At 63.0% G+C, this 15976-nt stretch carries 12 protein-coding genes; 4 read left to right on the forward strand and 8 right to left on the reverse strand.

The features are described from left to right. Positions 1-16 precede the first annotated feature (16 nt). The 5 genes from EWM63_RS33130 to EWM63_RS28490 form a co-directional block, all read right to left on the reverse strand. The gene (locus EWM63_RS33130; protein ID WP_371861151.1) at positions 17-361 is read right to left on the reverse strand and encodes an ATP-binding protein; all 345 of its coding nucleotides are present in this window, start codon (positions 359-361) and stop codon (positions 17-19) included. Between the two features lie 18 nt (positions 362-379). Beyond that, a complete protein-coding gene (locus EWM63_RS28480; RefSeq protein ID WP_259772495.1) occupies positions 380-736 on the reverse strand; it encodes a histidine kinase dimerization/phospho-acceptor domain-containing protein in 357 nt (118 codons plus the stop codon). 675 nt (positions 737-1411) lie between these two features. Continuing rightward, positions 1412-1585, reverse strand: coding sequence for a hypothetical protein (locus tag EWM63_RS31935; protein WP_165390976.1), 174 nt, complete (start codon positions 1583-1585; stop codon positions 1412-1414). A gap of 143 nt (positions 1586-1728) precedes the next feature. Beyond that, positions 1729-2877 (reverse strand): sensor histidine kinase, encoded by a 1149-nt coding sequence (locus EWM63_RS28485; RefSeq protein ID WP_130189529.1) that lies wholly within the window; start codon positions 2875-2877, stop codon positions 1729-1731. A 214-nt stretch (positions 2878-3091) separates the two neighbouring features. After that, complete coding sequence (locus EWM63_RS28490; RefSeq protein ID WP_371861152.1) at positions 3092-3604, reverse strand: hemerythrin domain-containing protein; 513 nt, start codon at positions 3602-3604, stop codon at positions 3092-3094. Positions 3605-3864: 260 nt separating this feature from the next. Between EWM63_RS28490 and EWM63_RS28495 the strand changes: the two genes are divergently transcribed. The 3 genes from EWM63_RS28495 to EWM63_RS28505 all read left to right on the forward strand — a co-directional run bounded on the left by EWM63_RS28495 (position 3865) and on the right by EWM63_RS28505 (position 6164). Beyond that, positions 3865-4224, forward strand: a complete 360-nt coding sequence (locus EWM63_RS28495; protein WP_130189530.1) for a response regulator — start codon at positions 3865-3867, stop codon at positions 4222-4224. Positions 4225-4316: 92 nt separating this feature from the next. Continuing rightward, the gene (locus tag EWM63_RS28500) at positions 4317-4820 is read left to right on the forward strand and encodes a PleD family two-component system response regulator (RefSeq protein WP_130189531.1); all 504 of its coding nucleotides are present in this window, start codon (positions 4317-4319) and stop codon (positions 4818-4820) included. A gap of 450 nt (positions 4821-5270) precedes the next feature. Beyond that, positions 5271-6164 carry a GGDEF domain-containing response regulator gene (locus tag EWM63_RS28505; RefSeq protein ID WP_130189532.1) on the forward strand — a complete coding sequence of 298 codons (894 nt, stop codon included), beginning with the start codon at positions 5271-5273 and terminating at the stop codon, positions 6162-6164. Between the two features lie 78 nt (positions 6165-6242). On the opposite strand, the gene EWM63_RS32675 is transcribed toward EWM63_RS28505, so the two are convergent. The 3 genes from EWM63_RS32675 to EWM63_RS28520 form a co-directional block, all read right to left on the reverse strand. Continuing rightward, positions 6243-6857 (reverse strand): hypothetical protein, encoded by a 615-nt coding sequence (locus tag EWM63_RS32675; RefSeq protein ID WP_229487555.1) that lies wholly within the window; start codon positions 6855-6857, stop codon positions 6243-6245. 301 nt (positions 6858-7158) lie between these two features. Continuing rightward, positions 7159-7461 carry a hypothetical protein gene (locus EWM63_RS28515; RefSeq protein WP_130189533.1) on the reverse strand — a complete coding sequence of 101 codons (303 nt, stop codon included), beginning with the start codon at positions 7459-7461 and terminating at the stop codon, positions 7159-7161. Positions 7462-7614: 153 nt separating this feature from the next. Continuing rightward, complete coding sequence (locus EWM63_RS28520) at positions 7615-9510, reverse strand: methyl-accepting chemotaxis protein (protein ID WP_130190667.1); 1896 nt, start codon at positions 9508-9510, stop codon at positions 7615-7617. Between the two features lie 535 nt (positions 9511-10045). Between EWM63_RS28520 and EWM63_RS28525 the strand changes: the two genes are divergently transcribed. After that, the gene (locus EWM63_RS28525; RefSeq protein WP_130189534.1) at positions 10046-15724 is read left to right on the forward strand and encodes a sensor histidine kinase; all 5679 of its coding nucleotides are present in this window, start codon (positions 10046-10048) and stop codon (positions 15722-15724) included. The last annotated feature ends 252 nt before the right edge of the window (positions 15725-15976 follow it).

Consider the following 15976-nt stretch of genomic DNA (forward strand, 5'->3'; position numbering starts at 1 on the left):
GCAGCTTCGCGCAGAGCTACCGTCGCATCAAGGCGAGGTCGACTCGGCGAGGCGGGAAAGCGCTGGCAATGGCAGGTCTGACGAAGGGGCGGCAATCGACGGGAGCTTCGATCGTGAAGGTGGTGCCTGACTCATCGCAGCAGTCCACCGAAACGCTGCCGCCATGGGCCTTCGCGATGCTTTGCGCGGATGGAAGGCCTATGCCCCATCCGGCGACGCTTGGCCCAACGTCGCGGGCGAGGTAGCCGAAAATCCGTTCGCGGCGCTCTGCCGGATGGCCGGCCCAGCTTGTGGACGGACACGGAGGCTCGCCCGCGTTCTTGCTTGACCTCGATCTTGACCGCGCCGCTGGCGGCGCCATGCTTGATGGCGTTCGTGATCAAGTTTTCCAAGGCTCTGCGCATCGCGGGCGCGCAGCAGTGACTTTGACGCGTTCCCCGGAGACTGCGATGGCTCGGCCGCCCTCGAACTCTCCCGCCACGTCAAGCGCCAAATCCAGCATGTCGAAGCACGAGAGGGGCAGCAGGCGCGGCACCTCTCGCATCGCGGTCAGGGCGTCGAGAAGCTCGCCAATCATCGCGTCGAGCCGCTCGGTTTGATGCTTGATCTTGTCGGCGAAGCCTTGGGCCGCGCCAATGTCGTAGGTCAGCCCGATGAGGTGAGACCCCATGGCGATAACCGAAAGCGGCGCGCGCATGTCGTGCGACAGGGCAGCCGCGACCCGGCGGCGCAGCACCTCGTGGGTCGCGGCGTATTCGCAAAGGGATTCGCGCGCGGCGATCTCAATCGAGCGCTGAATCGACGCTTAGGTCTCGGGAGACCACCGCGCGCCGCGCGCGTTGGCGACGTGGCGGATGGCGTCCCGGAAAAGCTGATTCGCGCAAGACCTCGTCGCGGCCGAAGCGCCTGAGGCGCGCTCGTTCGCTTCCATGGGACTAGGCGGCGGTTGTGTTTCCGGTGGCGGTGCGCCGGGCCCGCCCGGGACTGATGGCCTCGGCGAAATTGTCGTGAAGGCTTGGCAGGTTGTCGGTGAGGGCGGGGGGCGAGCAGCTCGGCCGCCCCTTCGATCCCGCCCCGCACGCTGGCCTCCCATTGGGCTAGGACAGCCTCCCGCATGGCCAGCAGTAGAACCGCTTCGTCGGAGAGTCTCTCGCAAGGGAGGCTTTTTCTCAGCAGTCTCTGTCATCGCGCCACCCCTGATCGGCAAATCGCCTTGAACGGCGGAGCGAGTCCGCCACCAGGCGTGGGTGTCGGTGCGCCCGTCACCGTTGTTCAAACGAGATTAACTTCAAAACCGGTGGTCGGAGCGCGCTGCCCGTCGAGGTTGCAAATATTGTCGATGCAGAGCAACGGTCGCCCCACTCAAAGCGGTTGGCTTGGTCATCTGGCCGCAGAGCGGGGCTGGCCGGAGCTAGCCCGTGGGGAACGCGCCTCGGTAAGGCGGATCGCCGGGCCGGCGGCAGGCGGAGGTGAGCACGCGCGCGATCGTATCGGCCTCGACGCCATGGGCCGCCATGTGAGTCCAGGCGGCGACGCTGCCCTTGGCGGCGTCGATCTCAAGGCCGCGCCGGACAACGTCGGACATTTGGCTGTCGCGCCTTGATTGGATGTTCAATTGACGCCCCTTCGATTTGGCTGGCCCTGGTGGCGAGGCGTGAGGCGGTCCGCCCCCCAAGCCAAGTGAGCGTTGCAAACGCGTCAGGAATTGGGCGAGCCCTGACTTGTCGCTCACGCTCCCGCCCCCGCATCCACGACAAAAGGCCTGCTGTCCACCGGGACGTCGATCAGGAACGTCGTGCCGGTTTCAGGCGAGCTGTCGACCGTGACGCTGCCGCCATGGCTTTCCGCCACGGTCTTCACAAACTGCAGCCCGATGCCCCAGCCTGTCCGGGAGGCTGCGTCGCCTTCGCGCCTGAGGTAGTCAAAGATGCGGTTGTGCTGTTCCCTGGGAATGGGGTTGCCCTCGTTGTGGACGCTGAGCATGACCCTTCCGCGCGCCTCCCGGGCCATGATGCGGACGATTTTGTTGTCGCCGTATTTGATCGCGTTGTTAACGAGGTTCTCCAAGGCCCGCCTCATGGAGCCACGGCACCAATGGCCCACGGCCGGCTCCCCGATGGCCTCGAACTCAATCTCCTGTCCGCCCTTGCGGCTTTGGCAGTATTGCTCGCGCATTTCCTTGACCAAGTCCAATGCGTCAAAACGCGTGAGGGAGAGCGCGATTGTGGCGCCGGTGTGCAGCGTGAGCGCGTCGAGCAGCTCGCCCATCATGTTTTCGAGCCGCTCCGCATTCGCCTCGATCTTGTTGGCGGCGTCGCGCGCCATGTCCAAGCTCGGGGCGATCGAGATGAGTTGGGCGCCGTTGGTGATCACGGACAGGGGCGTGCGCATGTCGTGCGACAACGCGGCGGCCATCCTGCGCCGCAGCTCATCTTGTATAGCGGCGAAGGCGCGAATCGCTTCGCGGGTCGCTTGGTTGATCGATCGGTCGATGATTTTCCAGTCGCCCGCGTCCAAGCCGACGCGGCTCTCGGCCACCTCAGCGATCGCCTCCCGGAAAAGCTGGTATTCGTGGACGACTTGATCGGGGCCGAACGGGGTCAGCCGGGCACGCTCGCCGCCGTGGGCGGTCGACGCGTTGTTGCCGCTCGTGCCATCCGCGCGCGGATGCGCGGGGCTGAGCGCCTCGGCGATGTTGTCGTAGAAGGCCGGCAGGGTGTTGGTCAACACGGGGCCGAGCAGTTCGCGGGCGCCGTCGACGCGCGCGCGGACCTCGCGCTCCCAATGATCCATGACCGCGTCGCGCAGGGATGCGAATTGAAGGGCCTTCGCCGAAAGGCCGCGCCCATCGATGTTTTGATCTGTCGCCAGAGACATTCAACACTTTCGGAGAAAGCGGAGCCAACGTCGGCGGCCTTGGGGGCGCGTTGGCGAAACCGCGCGCCATGGGGCACGCGAAGCCGTCGCGGGAGCTGGGCGAGCGGCTGGCAAAATTGCCAGCGCGCACTGTAACAATCGAATGGCAACGCCGCTACTCGATTGAGTCGACATATCGCGAAGAGAGCGTCGGTTTAGCCGCCTCGAAATTGGGTCAGTTCAGAAGCGGCAGGCCGATTTCATCCTTGCGGGCTTGGATGGCTTGGCCAAGCTCGGCCATGTCCAGATTGGCCTTCCGCGCCTTGGGAAACATCTCCTTTTCCTCTTCCTCGACGTGATGCTCAATTTGCTCGGAGAGCACTTTCACTTTCGCGTCGTAGAGGTCGTCGCTTGGCTCCATCGAAAGGATCTGGGCAATCAGGTCTTTGGCGCACGCGTGCTCCACGGTGGCCTCGTTGACCATGTCCTTGTCCCCGACGGCCTCGCGTACGGCCGAGTAGAAAATTTCCTCCTCGGCGATGGCGTGCTTGGTCAGCTCCAAGCAGAGGTCGCGTGCGAGCTTCTTCTTGGCGACCAAGGCGCGGTCGCCCAAGCCTTCATATTTTTCAAACATGGCTTTGACCTTGTCGTGGTCGGCTTTGAGCAGCTCGATGGCATTCATGGTTTCAGGCGCGATGGCAGCGGACTTCCTTGACGGGCTTTGCGTGGCTTTGACGGTGTTGGGCATGTCTTCTCCATAAATAAGCGGCTCGACACCGAGCCTTCAATGTTAAGAATATGATAACGCGTTGGATTCATGGCTTTCGTCAGGCAAGCAGCCGAGCCATCGTAGGACGCGCGCTATCAAACGGGCAGTCGAGCGACGACACGTGTTAGTACGTTTATGTAACTCACGTTTGATGTTCCGCGCCGTATAATCAGACCAAGAACTCTGCTAGACGCGACGCGATCTTGTGCCGTCGGAGCGAGCCGCGTCGGGAGGTTGGCATGGCATCAGCGAAGAAGATATTGATCGTCGACGACAACGTCGACGCGGCGGATTTGACTGCGGAAATGCTGCGCATGTATGGGCATGAGGTGGAGGTCGCGTATGGCGGGCCCGAAGGATTGGCGGCGGCTAAAGCCACCGCCCCCGGCGTCATCTTCTTGGACATCGGCATGCCTGTCATGGACGGCTACCAAGTGGCGACGGCGCTGCGTGCGGACGAGGCTTTTCGGAGGGTAAAGATCGTGGCCCTGACCGCTTGGGGCGACGCGGCGTCGCGCGAGAAGAGCAAAGTCGCGGGGTTCGACTTGCACCTGACCAAGCCAGCGAACTTTCGCAACCTTCTCTACATCGCCCAGTGAGGCGCAGTCGCGGTGGGCGCCAGGGCCGGATAGCGCGCTGCGGTGTCGCGCGCCTCGGCTGTTGGCGTGCAGCCAGCGATGACGCAGCGACAATGAGAATACTTATTGCCGACGGCAGCGCCGAAGTGACGGACATGCTCCAAGAAATTCTACCCGTGAACGGTCACACCGCAACCGCCGCGTTGATCCTGGAGGAGGTGATCGCAGCGCGCCGGGAGCGCATGTTCGACGCCTACATCATCGACCTGGACTTCATCAATTGTGGCGGCCCCGCGGTGCTCGGATCGTTGCGGCGGGAGGGAGAGGCGCCCCGTTCCCGCTCGGGCCATCGGATGGACGGCTTCCCCCGACATGTGGCGGGCCAGCCCCTCCAGGTGTTTGTTCGACGTGTTCTTGGAGAAGCCCGTTTCGCTTCGGATGCTGCTGGCGGCGCTGGAGTGCGACCTTTGCCCGGAGTGCCTCGTCGCGTTGGAGAGGCGGTACTCCCACGCGCTTTGCCAGCGGCCGGCAAGCCGCCGCTGACATGTTGGGGCCAGCGCGCGCTGGGCATTCAATCGAATGGCGCGAAGGGCGGCGTCAACTCCCAAGGCCAGTAGCACGCGGTCCGGGCTAAGGCGCTTTCCACGCGCAGAACCCGCTGGACCTCCTCGTTTAGCCTTCGAAGTCGACTGGCTTGGTGAAGTGGGCGGCAAAGCCAGCCTCGCTCGCCGCTCGCTTGTCGGACTCTTGGCCCCAACCGGTGAGGGCAATCAACGCCATCCCCGCCCCCACGGCTCGGCCCGGATTCAGGGACGTGCTCGTGCCCGCTCATGTCCGGCAAGCCGATGTCCAACACGGCGACGCTCGGCTCGAACGCTTCGATTTCGCGCAAGGCGTCTGCACCGGTATGGGCCGTTAGCTCGACACTTGACTGCCGCGATCTAGTGCATCGCAAGACTTCGCTGTCCCCAGTTCACCTGTAAGATGGCGTATTTGTCTACGACAAAATACCCTATACTTGATAACTGGCTGGTTTGGCTAGCGCGAAAGTGGGAGCGTTCTCGACAATGAAAATTTTGGTGATCGATGACGACGCGTGGGCTTTAGAGCATCTTGCCAAGCTGCTAGGAGATTTGGCCGAGGTCCATACTGCACTGGGGGGCATCCAGGGGTTGGCCGAAACGGCGCGGATCTTGCCCGACCTCATTCTCTGCGACATCGATATGCCGGACATCGACGGCCTCTTGTTTTGCCGGCATCTGCAAGCCGACGTTTTCACCAAGAATATCCCCATTCTATGCGTGTCGTCTTGTATGGACGAGGGAGAGGAACTCGCGGCGTTGACGGCGGGAGCCGTTGACGTCATCCGAAAACCGATCAGTCCCATGCTCGTTCGCGCGCGGGTAAGGATCCAGATCGAGCTGTGCGAGAAGTCGGAAATGCTGCTCGACTTGTCGCGGCGCGATCCGCTGACAGGGATCTTCAATCGCCGCTATTTCGATGGCCGGATGCGCGACGAATGGACGCGGCACAGAAGAATGCGGGAGCCCATTGCAGTGGCCATGGTCGATGTGGACCACTTCAAGGCGTTTAACGACCACTATGGGCACGTGCGAGGCGACGAATGCTTAATGGAGATCGCCGATCGGCTTCGCCACGCAACGCGTAGGCCTGGGGAGCTGGTTGCCCGCTACGGCGGTGAGGAGTTCGTCATGCTCCTGCCGGGCACGTCCGCCTTGGCGGCCGGTGTCTTTGGGAAGCGGGTGTGCGAGGACGTACGTGCTATGAAATACCCCCACGCGAGAGGAAAGAACGGGTTGATATCCGTCAGTGTTGGCCTCGCAACCGCGGTTCCAGATGAGAGCATCATGATTTCGGAGTTGATTCGCCGTGCAGATATGGCTCTGTACACCGCCAAGAAGGATGGACGCGATTGCCACGCTGTATTTGGTGCGGGTTAATCGTCGCCCCGGCATGGTCGAGCGGCTAAGGCAATGTCGAGGTGTTGCATGAGAGTCAATGTTGAGTTAACGCTTATTTCATCGTTGGCCGTGATCTTCTAGCCAAGCCTGGGCCATGGTCTCTGCATCCGTCAAGGACGCCTCTGTTAAGTAGGCATTGTAGGCTTCAGTCACTGTCGGTTCGATGGCTTGCGTCAGCCAATCGGCACGATTGTCTTCGCTCAACCTGTTCCACCATTTCATACACTCTGCCGTATCGTATGCTGGCACAGCGAATATACCGCCACCGACTTCTTCTTCACCTGCAAAAAAGCGCAATAGCCACCCGCCGCCCATATGATCCGACCGCGGCTCGATCGCATACCTGTAATGCAGGTCCAGCTCTCCCTCGATCGAGGTATTTGCCACAGGGGGCCGAGCTTTTCGATGGTCCCGGACCACCGTCATTTTCATACGTCGCCAGGTTGCCGAACTCGTAGGCATCCAGAGCGTTGCACCGCATTTAGCATCGCCACCGACTGCGCGCCAGGTATGCCCTAGCTCGTCGACGGCAATGGCGCCAGGCTCCCAATGTTCAGGATGTCGAAGTTCGTTCATCCATCCAGCGACCGTGTCGTTGAACACAACAACTACTCCACCCCGACCAGCATAGCCATGCTCGCGCCGCCAGGCGATCGCTTTAACGGTCTGCATGGACTGAAGGAGATCCATCAGCTACCTGACTTTGAGGGCGAGGCACCCGTACTGGATTTCGAAAAATCCTCACGGCGCCGCTTCCCGTTATCGACATTGCTTGTCTGGCGGCGATCGAGGGGGCCAGTTATCGTTTCCCTGTGGCGTAAGGCGGTCTCGTTCCGGGGCAGGACGTTGGTGGTGAGCGTACCGCTCAGGCCGGCCAGGATGGCGTACCAATATGCCCGGTCGGTACCAAAGGCATCGCGGCTTAGAACAGCAATGCCAATGAGTTCAGCAGTACGAAGATCTTTGCGCCGGTTCATGGTGATGAAAAATTGTTGTCGGTTAGCCACTTGCGCGCGACGGCCACGGCTTGAACAAAAGCATCCTCCATCATGTGGAGCCGATACGCACCCGCCGGGCGATGATGTGCGGACTGATCTCGCCAGAAGGCCCGTTCGGCAGAACCCAGGGAGGTCCACCAGGTCATCAGTTCATCGAGGCTGGGCTCAGGCACCCAAAACCGCTCATGCCAGACTTCTTCGCCATCGTTCAGTATGCGAAGATCCCATCCATTGCCCAAGTTTTTGGGGAAGGAGTTGATTTGGCAGGCGAACTTCATCTGAGTGTCTTCTCCTCACGCTGCCATTTTGAAAACTCCACCTGAGCGAAGCGCAGGCCAAGGCTTCTTATTTCATAAGCGAACTGGCACGCACTTATGTCAGAGCGCTTCTCACTCGTCATCACAGGAAGAGCTCGTGGTCAGGAGTAGCCATTACCGTACTACCATAGAAGTAGAGGGTTGATCGAGTTTGAACGTTCCTACTACACGCTCCAGCGTAGTTGCCTGCACGCGCAGCGATTCGGCGGCGGCGGCCGCTTCTTCCACCAACGCTGCATTTTGCTGCGTCACGTCGTCCATCTCGGTGATCGCGCCGTTGACCTGGCCGATGCCTTTGCTTTGCTCATCGCTGGCCGTGGCGATCTGCGCCACCAGGTCGGTCACCTGCTGCACCGACTGCACGATCTCGCCCATCGCCTGCCCGGCGCCGTCGGCCAGCCTGCTGCCAGCATTGACCTGGTCGACGGAGGCCAGGATCAGATCCTTGATTTCCTTCGCGGCCGTGGCCGAGCGCTGCGCCAGGTTGCGCACCTCGGACGCGACGACGGCAAAGCCGCGCCCCTGTTCGCCGGCCCGTGCCGCTTCCACGGCGGCGTTGAGCGCCAGGATGTTGGTCTGGAAGGCGATGCCGTCGATCACGCCGATGATGTCCGAGATCCGGCGCGAACTGTCGGTGATCGCGCCCATCATGTCGACCACCTGCGACACCACGGCGCCGCCCTTGCGCGCCGCGTCGGCCGTGCTGGCCACCAGCGTATTGGCCTGGGCGGCATTGTCGGCATTCTGGCGCACGGTCGCCGTCAGCTCTTCCATCGCTGCCGCCGTTTCCTCCAGGTTCGACGCCTGCGCTTCGGTGCGGTTCGACAGGTCGAGGTTGCCGGTGGCGATCTCGCCGGTGGCGCTGGAGATCTGCTGCGCGCTCGAACGCACCTGCAGGATCGTGCCGTTCAGCGACGAGATAAACCGGTTGAACGCATCGGCCAGCTTGCCGACTTCGTCCTCGGATTCCACACGCATGCGGCGGCTCAGGTCGCCGTTGCCATCGGCGATCTCGCCCAGCATCCTGGCTGCCCGCATGACAGGGGCGGCGATGGCGCGGCTGATGAACCAGATGCCGGCCAGGCCGATGCTGCCGCCCACCAGGCCGGCGATCAGCGCCGAGATCGTGGCCGAGCGCGCGATATCGCCCAGCACTTCCCGCTCGGGCACCCGGGCCAGCACGTACAGGTTCAGTTCCTTGATATACGACGAGGCGACGAACAGCCGTCCGTCCGGGCCGTCGATGGCCGCATGCGCGAACGGCTGACCGCCGAACAGCGCCTTCACCACGCCGGCATCGAAGCCCGGCTGGTCCTGCAGCGTGTGCTTGCCGTCGGCCAGTTGCGGATCGCGGTCGATCAGCAGCGTGCCGTTCGGGCGCACCAGCGACACGGTACCCGTTTCGCCCAGCCGGTAATTGCGGATCGTGTTGGCCAGGTCGTTGACGGCCAGCCCGATGCCTGCCACGGCCAGCTTGCCGCCTGCCGTCTGCACGCGGTTATTGATGAACAACATGTAGGAGGTCGAGCCGGCATCCTTGTCGATGTCCAGGCGATACGGCACGTTACTGGACAGGAAACCATAGAACCACGCATCGCTTGCCGCAGTGGGTGCCAGCGTGCGGCCATAGCCCCCATCGGTGAAGTACTTGCCGGTGTCCTTTGACACCCAGAACACCGTGGCGGCGCTGTTCTTCTCCTTCAGGTGGCTGGCATAGGTCGTCCACGCGGCCATCCCCTCGTCCGGCAGGCCGGCATCTTCCCAGGCATGCACGTAGGTATCGTTGGCCAGCGTTTGCGATACCGCCAGCGCCTGGCCGATCTGGCGCAGGATGTCGTTGCGGATCTCGCCCACCTGCGCTGGCAACTCCTGTGCCACGGCGCGTTCGCGCGCCCGGTTGCCATTCATGGTCACGCTCAGCACGGAAGAAATCACCATGAAGACCAGTAGGCACAAGCCCATGCTCATCATAAGTTTTTTCTGAATAGATAATTTGCGAATCGATAACATCACGGCCTCTCAGGTAACCTTGAGTACAGTGTAGTGTCGAAGAGCCGGATTACCGTCAAACCATGCTATTGCGTTAACGCAATTCAAAAAACGCTGATACAAATTCGCAACATCGTTTAGTGCCCGATCTGCGCAGCCCACACCTGGCGAAGACGGTGGTTGCCCCACAGTATCGTCAATCACATCTAGCTGAAACAAGCGTGCTCATATCCATGCAGCTCTTCGACTAGCTGATTTTCCCCAGAAGCGGTCAATAGCTGTTGGCTATTCTTCCGAAGAATATGCCAGTCCCGTCGCGGGAAGTTCAGTCGGCCAGAAGTGGAAATGCCTATCGGTGGAAGGAGCGCACTTTGGCAGCATGACCAGCCGAGCGCCGTGTCATCAGTTGTGTGCGGCAATTGATACCTGTCAGGTACCATATGCCTAGCCCAAATCATTATTGGTCGCTCTACGATCAAGGCCGCTAATAACAGAGCCAGATCGCGTGTTGGTCTCACTGCGGTTCCTTCCCACATCACAGCTTGCGTTGACGCAGATGAATGAACAGTACGGCGCCAACGAGCCGGATTACGGCGATCCGTCAAATGTCCACGACAACTCCAGTCCTGGCACCGGCCGCTTCAGGTTCCAGCGCTTTCTGCGCCATGGCCGCCACCTTGTTGGAAAGGCCGTATCGCTGGCAGGTCCGGATGTGGCAGCAATTGCGGCGTTGCGCCATGAATACGCGCTGCTTGCCGGCCTGGTTCTGCCAGGTATTGTCACCGTGCTGGAACTCATGCAGTGCGACGGTGATCTGGTGCTGGTCATGGAAGATGCCGGTGCGAGCAACCTAGCTGAGTGCATCGACAAGCACCCACTGGGAGTGGCTGAGTTCCTGGACATGAGCGTGCAACTTGCGCTGGCAACCGCAAATTTGCATGCTGCCGGCATCCTCCATCGCAATATCTGCCCTGAAAACATCGCATGGAATGCCCGCTCCGGCAGGGTCACGCTGGTGGATTTCGCCATCGCGACGACGGTAGTTGCTGAGGCTGCATCCCCAGTACAGATAGAGGGTACGCTGGCCTATATGTCCCCCGAGCAAACTGGGCGTACTGCGCGCGTCGTCGATACACGTTCCGACCTGTATTCGCTCGGCGCCACGTTGTACGCGCTACTTGCCGGCCGACCGCCTTTCACTGCGCTCGATTCTATCGGCCTGATTCATGCACAGCTTGCCCAGAGCCCGGCAGCAGTGCACCTGGCGCAGCCGCAGGTGCCGCCCATTCTATCGGAAATTCTGGGCAAGCTCCTGGAAAAGGCGCCCGAGCGCCGCTACCAGAGAGCCGAGGCCCTCATTGCCGACTTGCGCGAAGCAGCGAGCCAATGGGATGAGAAGGGCTTGATCGAACCGTTCCCGCTGGGCAGACACGAGGTCCCGGCCCAGCTGTCCATTCCAGGGCAACTGTATGGCAGGGCGAACGAGATCAGCCTGCTCCTGGAAACATTCGAGCGCGCGGCAGGTGGCGTACGCGAGCTTGTCCTGGTCACCGGCGCACCGGGCATCGGCAAGACGGCGCTAGTGGAGCAACTGGCCGGCCCGGTTACAGGGCGGCGCGGCTATTTCATTGCCGGCAAGTTCGACCAGTTACAGCGCAGCGTGCCGTATGCGGGCCTGATCGAGGCGTTTCGCCAGCTGGTGCGTCAGGTGCTCACGGAACCGGATGCGGCCCTCGTCGCCTGGCGGGCGCACCTGCAGGCAGCGGTGACACCGAACGGTCGCATCCTGCTGGATGTGATTCCGGAACTCGGCGCCCTGCTCGGCCCACAGGCCGCAGTCACCGAGCTGGGCCCGGTAGAAGCACGGCATCGTTTCAACCAGGTGTTCACGTCATTCCTGAATGCATGCAGTCCACCGGCAAGGCCACTCGCACTGTTCCTCGACGACGTGCAGTGGGCCGACTCGGGCTCGCTCCAGTTGCTGGAGAACTGGATGCAGGAGCGGGCCGGCCACTTGCTGGTGGTGGCAGCCTACCGGCACGGCGAGGTCGATCGCCTGCATCCGCTGGCGGATCTGCTGGCAAGGCTGCGGGCGGCGCGCAGCGTGCCGGCGATCCATCTCGGGCCGCTGGCTACCGCGGACGCGACCGCCCTGGTTGCCGACACGCTCAACCGGCCGCCCGGCGACTGTGCCGCCCTGGCTGAACTGATGGTCCGCAAGACGGCAGGCAACCCCTTTTTCCTGCGACGCCTCTTGAAGATGCTGCACGGTGAAGGGTTGATCCATTATTCCCTGGAAGACGCGGCGTGGCATTGGGACATCGGCCGGATCGAGCGCGCCCCCGTTACCGACAACGTGCTGGACTTGATGGTACAGGCCATCGGCAGGTTGCCGGAGCCCGCCCGGTGTCTACTGCAGGCGGCTGCTTGCGTGGGCCACCAGTTCGAGCTGGGCGTGCTGGCCAGTGTGACCGGGCAGCCGCACGCGAACGTCATGCGTGAGCTCTGGCCGGCACTGGAGGACGGACTAATCGTGACGGCTGGGGAAGCCGACATGGCACCGCGCGGTTCTGATCCGCGCGACAACCGCCTCGCGGAAATACCGGTCATCCTGCGCTTTGTGCACGATCGCGTGCAGCAGGCCGCCTACATGCTGCTAACCTCGGGCGAGAGGGACGCGCTGCATGTGGCAATTGGCCGCGCACTGCTCGACGCCACAGGCGCACCGGCAGCCGACGAGCTTTTCTTGATCGTTGACCAGTTCAACTTGGGTGCCGCACTGCTTGCCGATCCGGCGGAGCGGCTGCGCCTTGCACGCCTCAATGCTGAAGCCGGACGCAAGGCCAGGGCCTCCACCGCCTACGGCGCTGCGTTCGATTACCTGACCGCGGCGTGCCGGCTGCTGGCGCCGGACAGCTGGGATGCCGAGCCGACACTGGCCTATATGATCCACCGGGATCTGGCCGAGTGCGCCTATCTGACAGGTGAACACACGGTGGCCGAACAGCTTCTGGAGACTGCCCTCAGTCACCAGCTGCCCCCGGCAGCACAGGCCGACCTTTACAGCCTGCGCGTGCTCGCCGCCACCGTGGCCGGTGACTGGGCCGGCGCGCTGCACTGGGGCTGGAAGGGCCTGGCCGTGTTCGGTCAAGAGTGGCCGCGCGCAGGCCTGGCCGAGGCGATCGAAGCGGAAGCGGCTGCCGTGATGGCCAACTTGGGCGGCCGCGCGATAGCCGACTTGGTAAATGCGCCAGAAGCACGCGACGAGGAGGTGTGCTCCTGCATGCGCCTGCTTTCCCTGCTTGGCCCGCCTGCGTATTTCAGCGGCTCTGAGGTGCTGGCATTTCTGGTGACCCGTGGTGCAAACCTCTCGCTGCTGCACGGCGCCTCCGTCTACTCGGCATTTGCCTATGTCTTCCACGGGGCGCTGCACAATGCGCGCACGGGCGAGTACGACGTGGGCCACGCCTTCGGCGAAGTCGCGCTGGTGCTCGCGCGGCGCTTCGGTAACCGCGCCGAGCAAAGCCGTACACTCGAAGTGTTCGGCCTGCTCGTGCATGCCTGGCGCAGGCCATTGCGCGACAGCCTGCCACTCCTGCGCGAAGGCCACCGGGCGGGCGTGGAATCGGGCGAACTGGCGTATGCCGCGTTCAACCTGTGCAGCATCCTGATCAATGGCCTGCCGGCCGGCATCCCGCTGCCGACCCTGTTGGACGAAGCCAACGCGGCCATCGAGTTTGGCACCCGTTACCGCAACCGTACGGCCGTGGAAATCTTGCTGCCGTTCCGGCAATTCGCCCGCGCGCTGTCGGGCGCTACGCGTTCGCCGGCCAGCTTCGACGACGACGAATTCGACGAAGGCACCTTCTTGCGCGAGGCGGCCGGCAACCAGACCGCGCTCGGCCAGTATTGGGTAGCCCGGCTGCAGGCCGCTTTCCTGGCTGGCGAGTATGATACCGCGTGGCGATGCGCACAGGCTGGCGAGCAGACCATCCTCGCCGGCATTCTGGGCATGGTCACGTGCGCCGAGCATGTGTTCTATTCCGCGCTCACACTGGCTGCGCGCGGCGCCGAGGAGCCGCTATCAGGCATAACGCGCTTGCACGAGCGGCTGGCCTTGTGGGCGGGCCATTGCCCGGCCAACGTCCTGCACAAGCAGCGCCTGGTCGAGGCGGAGCTGCATCGGCTCGCTGGTAAGCAGTGGGCCGCATTGGAGAGCTACACCGCAGCCATCGACGGAGCCCGGGAGAACGGCTTCGACCAGGATGCGGCATTGGCCAACATGCTGGCGGGTCGGTTTTTCGCGGCGCAGGGGCAGCCCGCCATGGCCGCGATGCACCTGCGTACGGCCCGTGATGGATTTCGTGCTTGGGGCGCTGCCACGTTGGCGGCCGAATGGGGCCCCACGCACGCTCCCGAACCGGACCAACACATTGCCGCGCGCGCCGCCTTCGCCGAAACGCTCGACGCCCAGGGCCTGATCAAGGCTAGTCTGGCCATTGCCGCAGAAACCATTCCGGACCGGTTGTTCGAGCGTATCCTGCGCATCATTGCCGAAGTTGCCGGCGCCGATGCCGGCGCGCTCGTGCTGGGCGGGCCGGACGTGCTGATGGTCAGGGCACGGATAACCGTCAGGGATAGTACCCGGGTGGCCCTGTATCACACGAGGCTGGAAGAGTGTACGCGGCTGCCAGGTGCCATCGTGCGTTACGTGGCGCGCCTGCAGGAGCCGGTAGTGCTCGCCGATGCGGCCGGCGCCGGCCCATTCGCCGCAGATCCCGATGTCGGCAGGTTAGGCCTGTGCTCGGTACTGTGCGTGCCGCTACGCCAGCACGCGCAGCTTGTCGGCGTACTCTTGCTGGAGAACCGCGCGCTGCCCGGTGCATTCACGGCGAAGCGGGTCGACGTGGTGCAGGCGCTCGCCGCCCAGGCTGCGATAGCGCTGGAAAACAGCGCCTTGCTGCGCGAACGGGAAGGCGCCCAGCAGGCCGCCGCCTTCCTTTCCGGAGCCGGTGCGGTACTGGCCGAGTCGCTCGATAGCACCACGACCCTGAGGCAGATCGCTGCGCTGGCGGTTCCCGCCTTTGCAGACTGGTGCCTTCTGGACCTGGCCGCAGCGGACGGCACGCTGCAGCGCGCCGAAGTGGTCGCCGCCGACGCGGCCGAACCGGCGAACTCGCGCCGTGCCGAAGCCCTGCGGCGCGCGCCGCCTGGTCGTGTCGGCATGGAACGCCATGTGTTGAGAGAGGAAGCGATGCCCGATGGCGTGCTGGCGCTCGCCCGCGGTGACGCCGACCTCCAGGCATTGCTGGAAATCGCGCCCCGCTCGATGATTGCCGTGCCGCTGGTGGCACGCGGCCGCACGCTGGGCATGCTTACCTTCCTTACTGGCCAGGGTGGGCGCCGCTACGGCGAAGCCGACCTGGCGGTAGCGCGCAAGTTCGCCGACCGCTGCGCGCTGGCCATCGACAACGCGCACCTGTACCGCCAGATGCAGGACGCGGTCAAGGTGCGTGAAGACTTCCTGGCAGTGGCCTCGCACGAACTGCGCACGCCGCTGACGCCACTGATGATCCAGATCCAGCTGATGCAGCGCCGCCTGCCGGCACTGGCACGGGACGAGGACAGTGCAGCCTCGCTGGCGCGCAGTCTTGCTGTATTGCAACGCCAGGCCGTGCGGCTGCTGCGCCTTGTCGACGAGTTGCTGGACATCGCTCGCATCAGCGGCGGCCGCCTGGCACTGACGCCGGAACCTGTCGATCTCGTGGCACTGGTGGATGACGTCATCAAGGAACTCGCTGCCGGCGGTGAGATCACGCCCGCTGCCGCGCTGGTGAATATGACCCATGGCAGCGACGTGCACGGGTTCTGGGACAGGCTGCGTGTGGAACAAGTGGTCTCGAACCTCATCTCAAACGCAGTTAAGTATGGCAAAGGCAAGCCGGTTGAGGTCTATGTGTGGTTAGAGGATGGCACGGCGGCATTTTCTGTAACGGATCACGGGCTGGGCATCGCGGCTGAGCATTTGGAGCGGATTTTTGGTCGATTTGAGCGTGCGGTTCCGGTGACGCAATACAGCGGGCTCGGGCTGGGTCTGTATATCGTCAGTGAAATTACGACGGCCTTAGGGGGGACGATCCACGTTGCTTCCGTGCTAGGGGAGGGATCGACATTTACAGTCCGCTTGCCACTTGGATGGGGCGGCAAGGCAGTGAACAACATGGGCCCAACGTAGCTATGCTCGCGAACGACCGGATCCACGAGAATTGCACCGGCCCTTTGCGGTGGTGGCAGCGGCACCTACATGAACGACGTCCGGGCTCCCAACGTGAGCAAGTCACTCTCCTTAGATGGTCAATCTCTGGACGATGTTGCTTTGACAGCCGATCGCCAGGACTTGGTTGATCAATTCAATGCGGCCGCCGGTTCGCCAGGGAAAGTCACCGAAGAAATACAAAGGGACTTTGGCCATGGACGAATGCCGTAT

Source organism: Pseudoduganella lutea (genome assembly GCF_004209755.1).
In the GTDB taxonomy this organism is placed as follows: Bacteria; Pseudomonadota; Gammaproteobacteria; order Burkholderiales; family Burkholderiaceae_D; genus Rugamonas; species Rugamonas lutea.

Coding starts and splice junctions, on each gene's coding strand:
- EWM63_RS33130 (WP_371861151.1), bottom strand. CDS start 361: ATGGCGCCGCCAGCGGCGCGGTCAAGATCGAGGTCAAGCAAGAACGCG.
- EWM63_RS28500 (WP_130189531.1), top strand. CDS start 4,317: ATGAGAATACTTATTGCCGACGGCAGCGCCGAAGTGACGGACATGCTC.
- EWM63_RS28505 (WP_130189532.1), top strand. CDS start 5,271: ATGAAAATTTTGGTGATCGATGACGACGCGTGGGCTTTAGAGCATCTT.
- EWM63_RS28485 (WP_130189529.1), bottom strand. CDS start 2,877: ATGTCTCTGGCGACAGATCAAAACATCGATGGGCGCGGCCTTTCGGCG.
- EWM63_RS28495 (WP_130189530.1), top strand. CDS start 3,865: ATGGCATCAGCGAAGAAGATATTGATCGTCGACGACAACGTCGACGCG.
- EWM63_RS32675 (WP_229487555.1), bottom strand. CDS start 6,857: ATGCAGACCGTTAAAGCGATCGCCTGGCGGCGCGAGCATGGCTATGCT.
- EWM63_RS31935 (WP_165390976.1), bottom strand. CDS start 1,585: ATGTCCGACGTTGTCCGGCGCGGCCTTGAGATCGACGCCGCCAAGGGC.
- EWM63_RS28515 (WP_130189533.1), bottom strand. CDS start 7,461: ATGAAGTTCGCCTGCCAAATCAACTCCTTCCCCAAAAACTTGGGCAAT.
- EWM63_RS28525 (WP_130189534.1), top strand. CDS start 10,046: ATGAATGAACAGTACGGCGCCAACGAGCCGGATTACGGCGATCCGTCA.
- EWM63_RS28520 (WP_130190667.1), bottom strand. CDS start 9,510: ATGTTATCGATTCGCAAATTATCTATTCAGAAAAAACTTATGATGAGC.
- EWM63_RS28490 (WP_371861152.1), bottom strand. CDS start 3,604: ATGCCCAACACCGTCAAAGCCACGCAAAGCCCGTCAAGGAAGTCCGCT.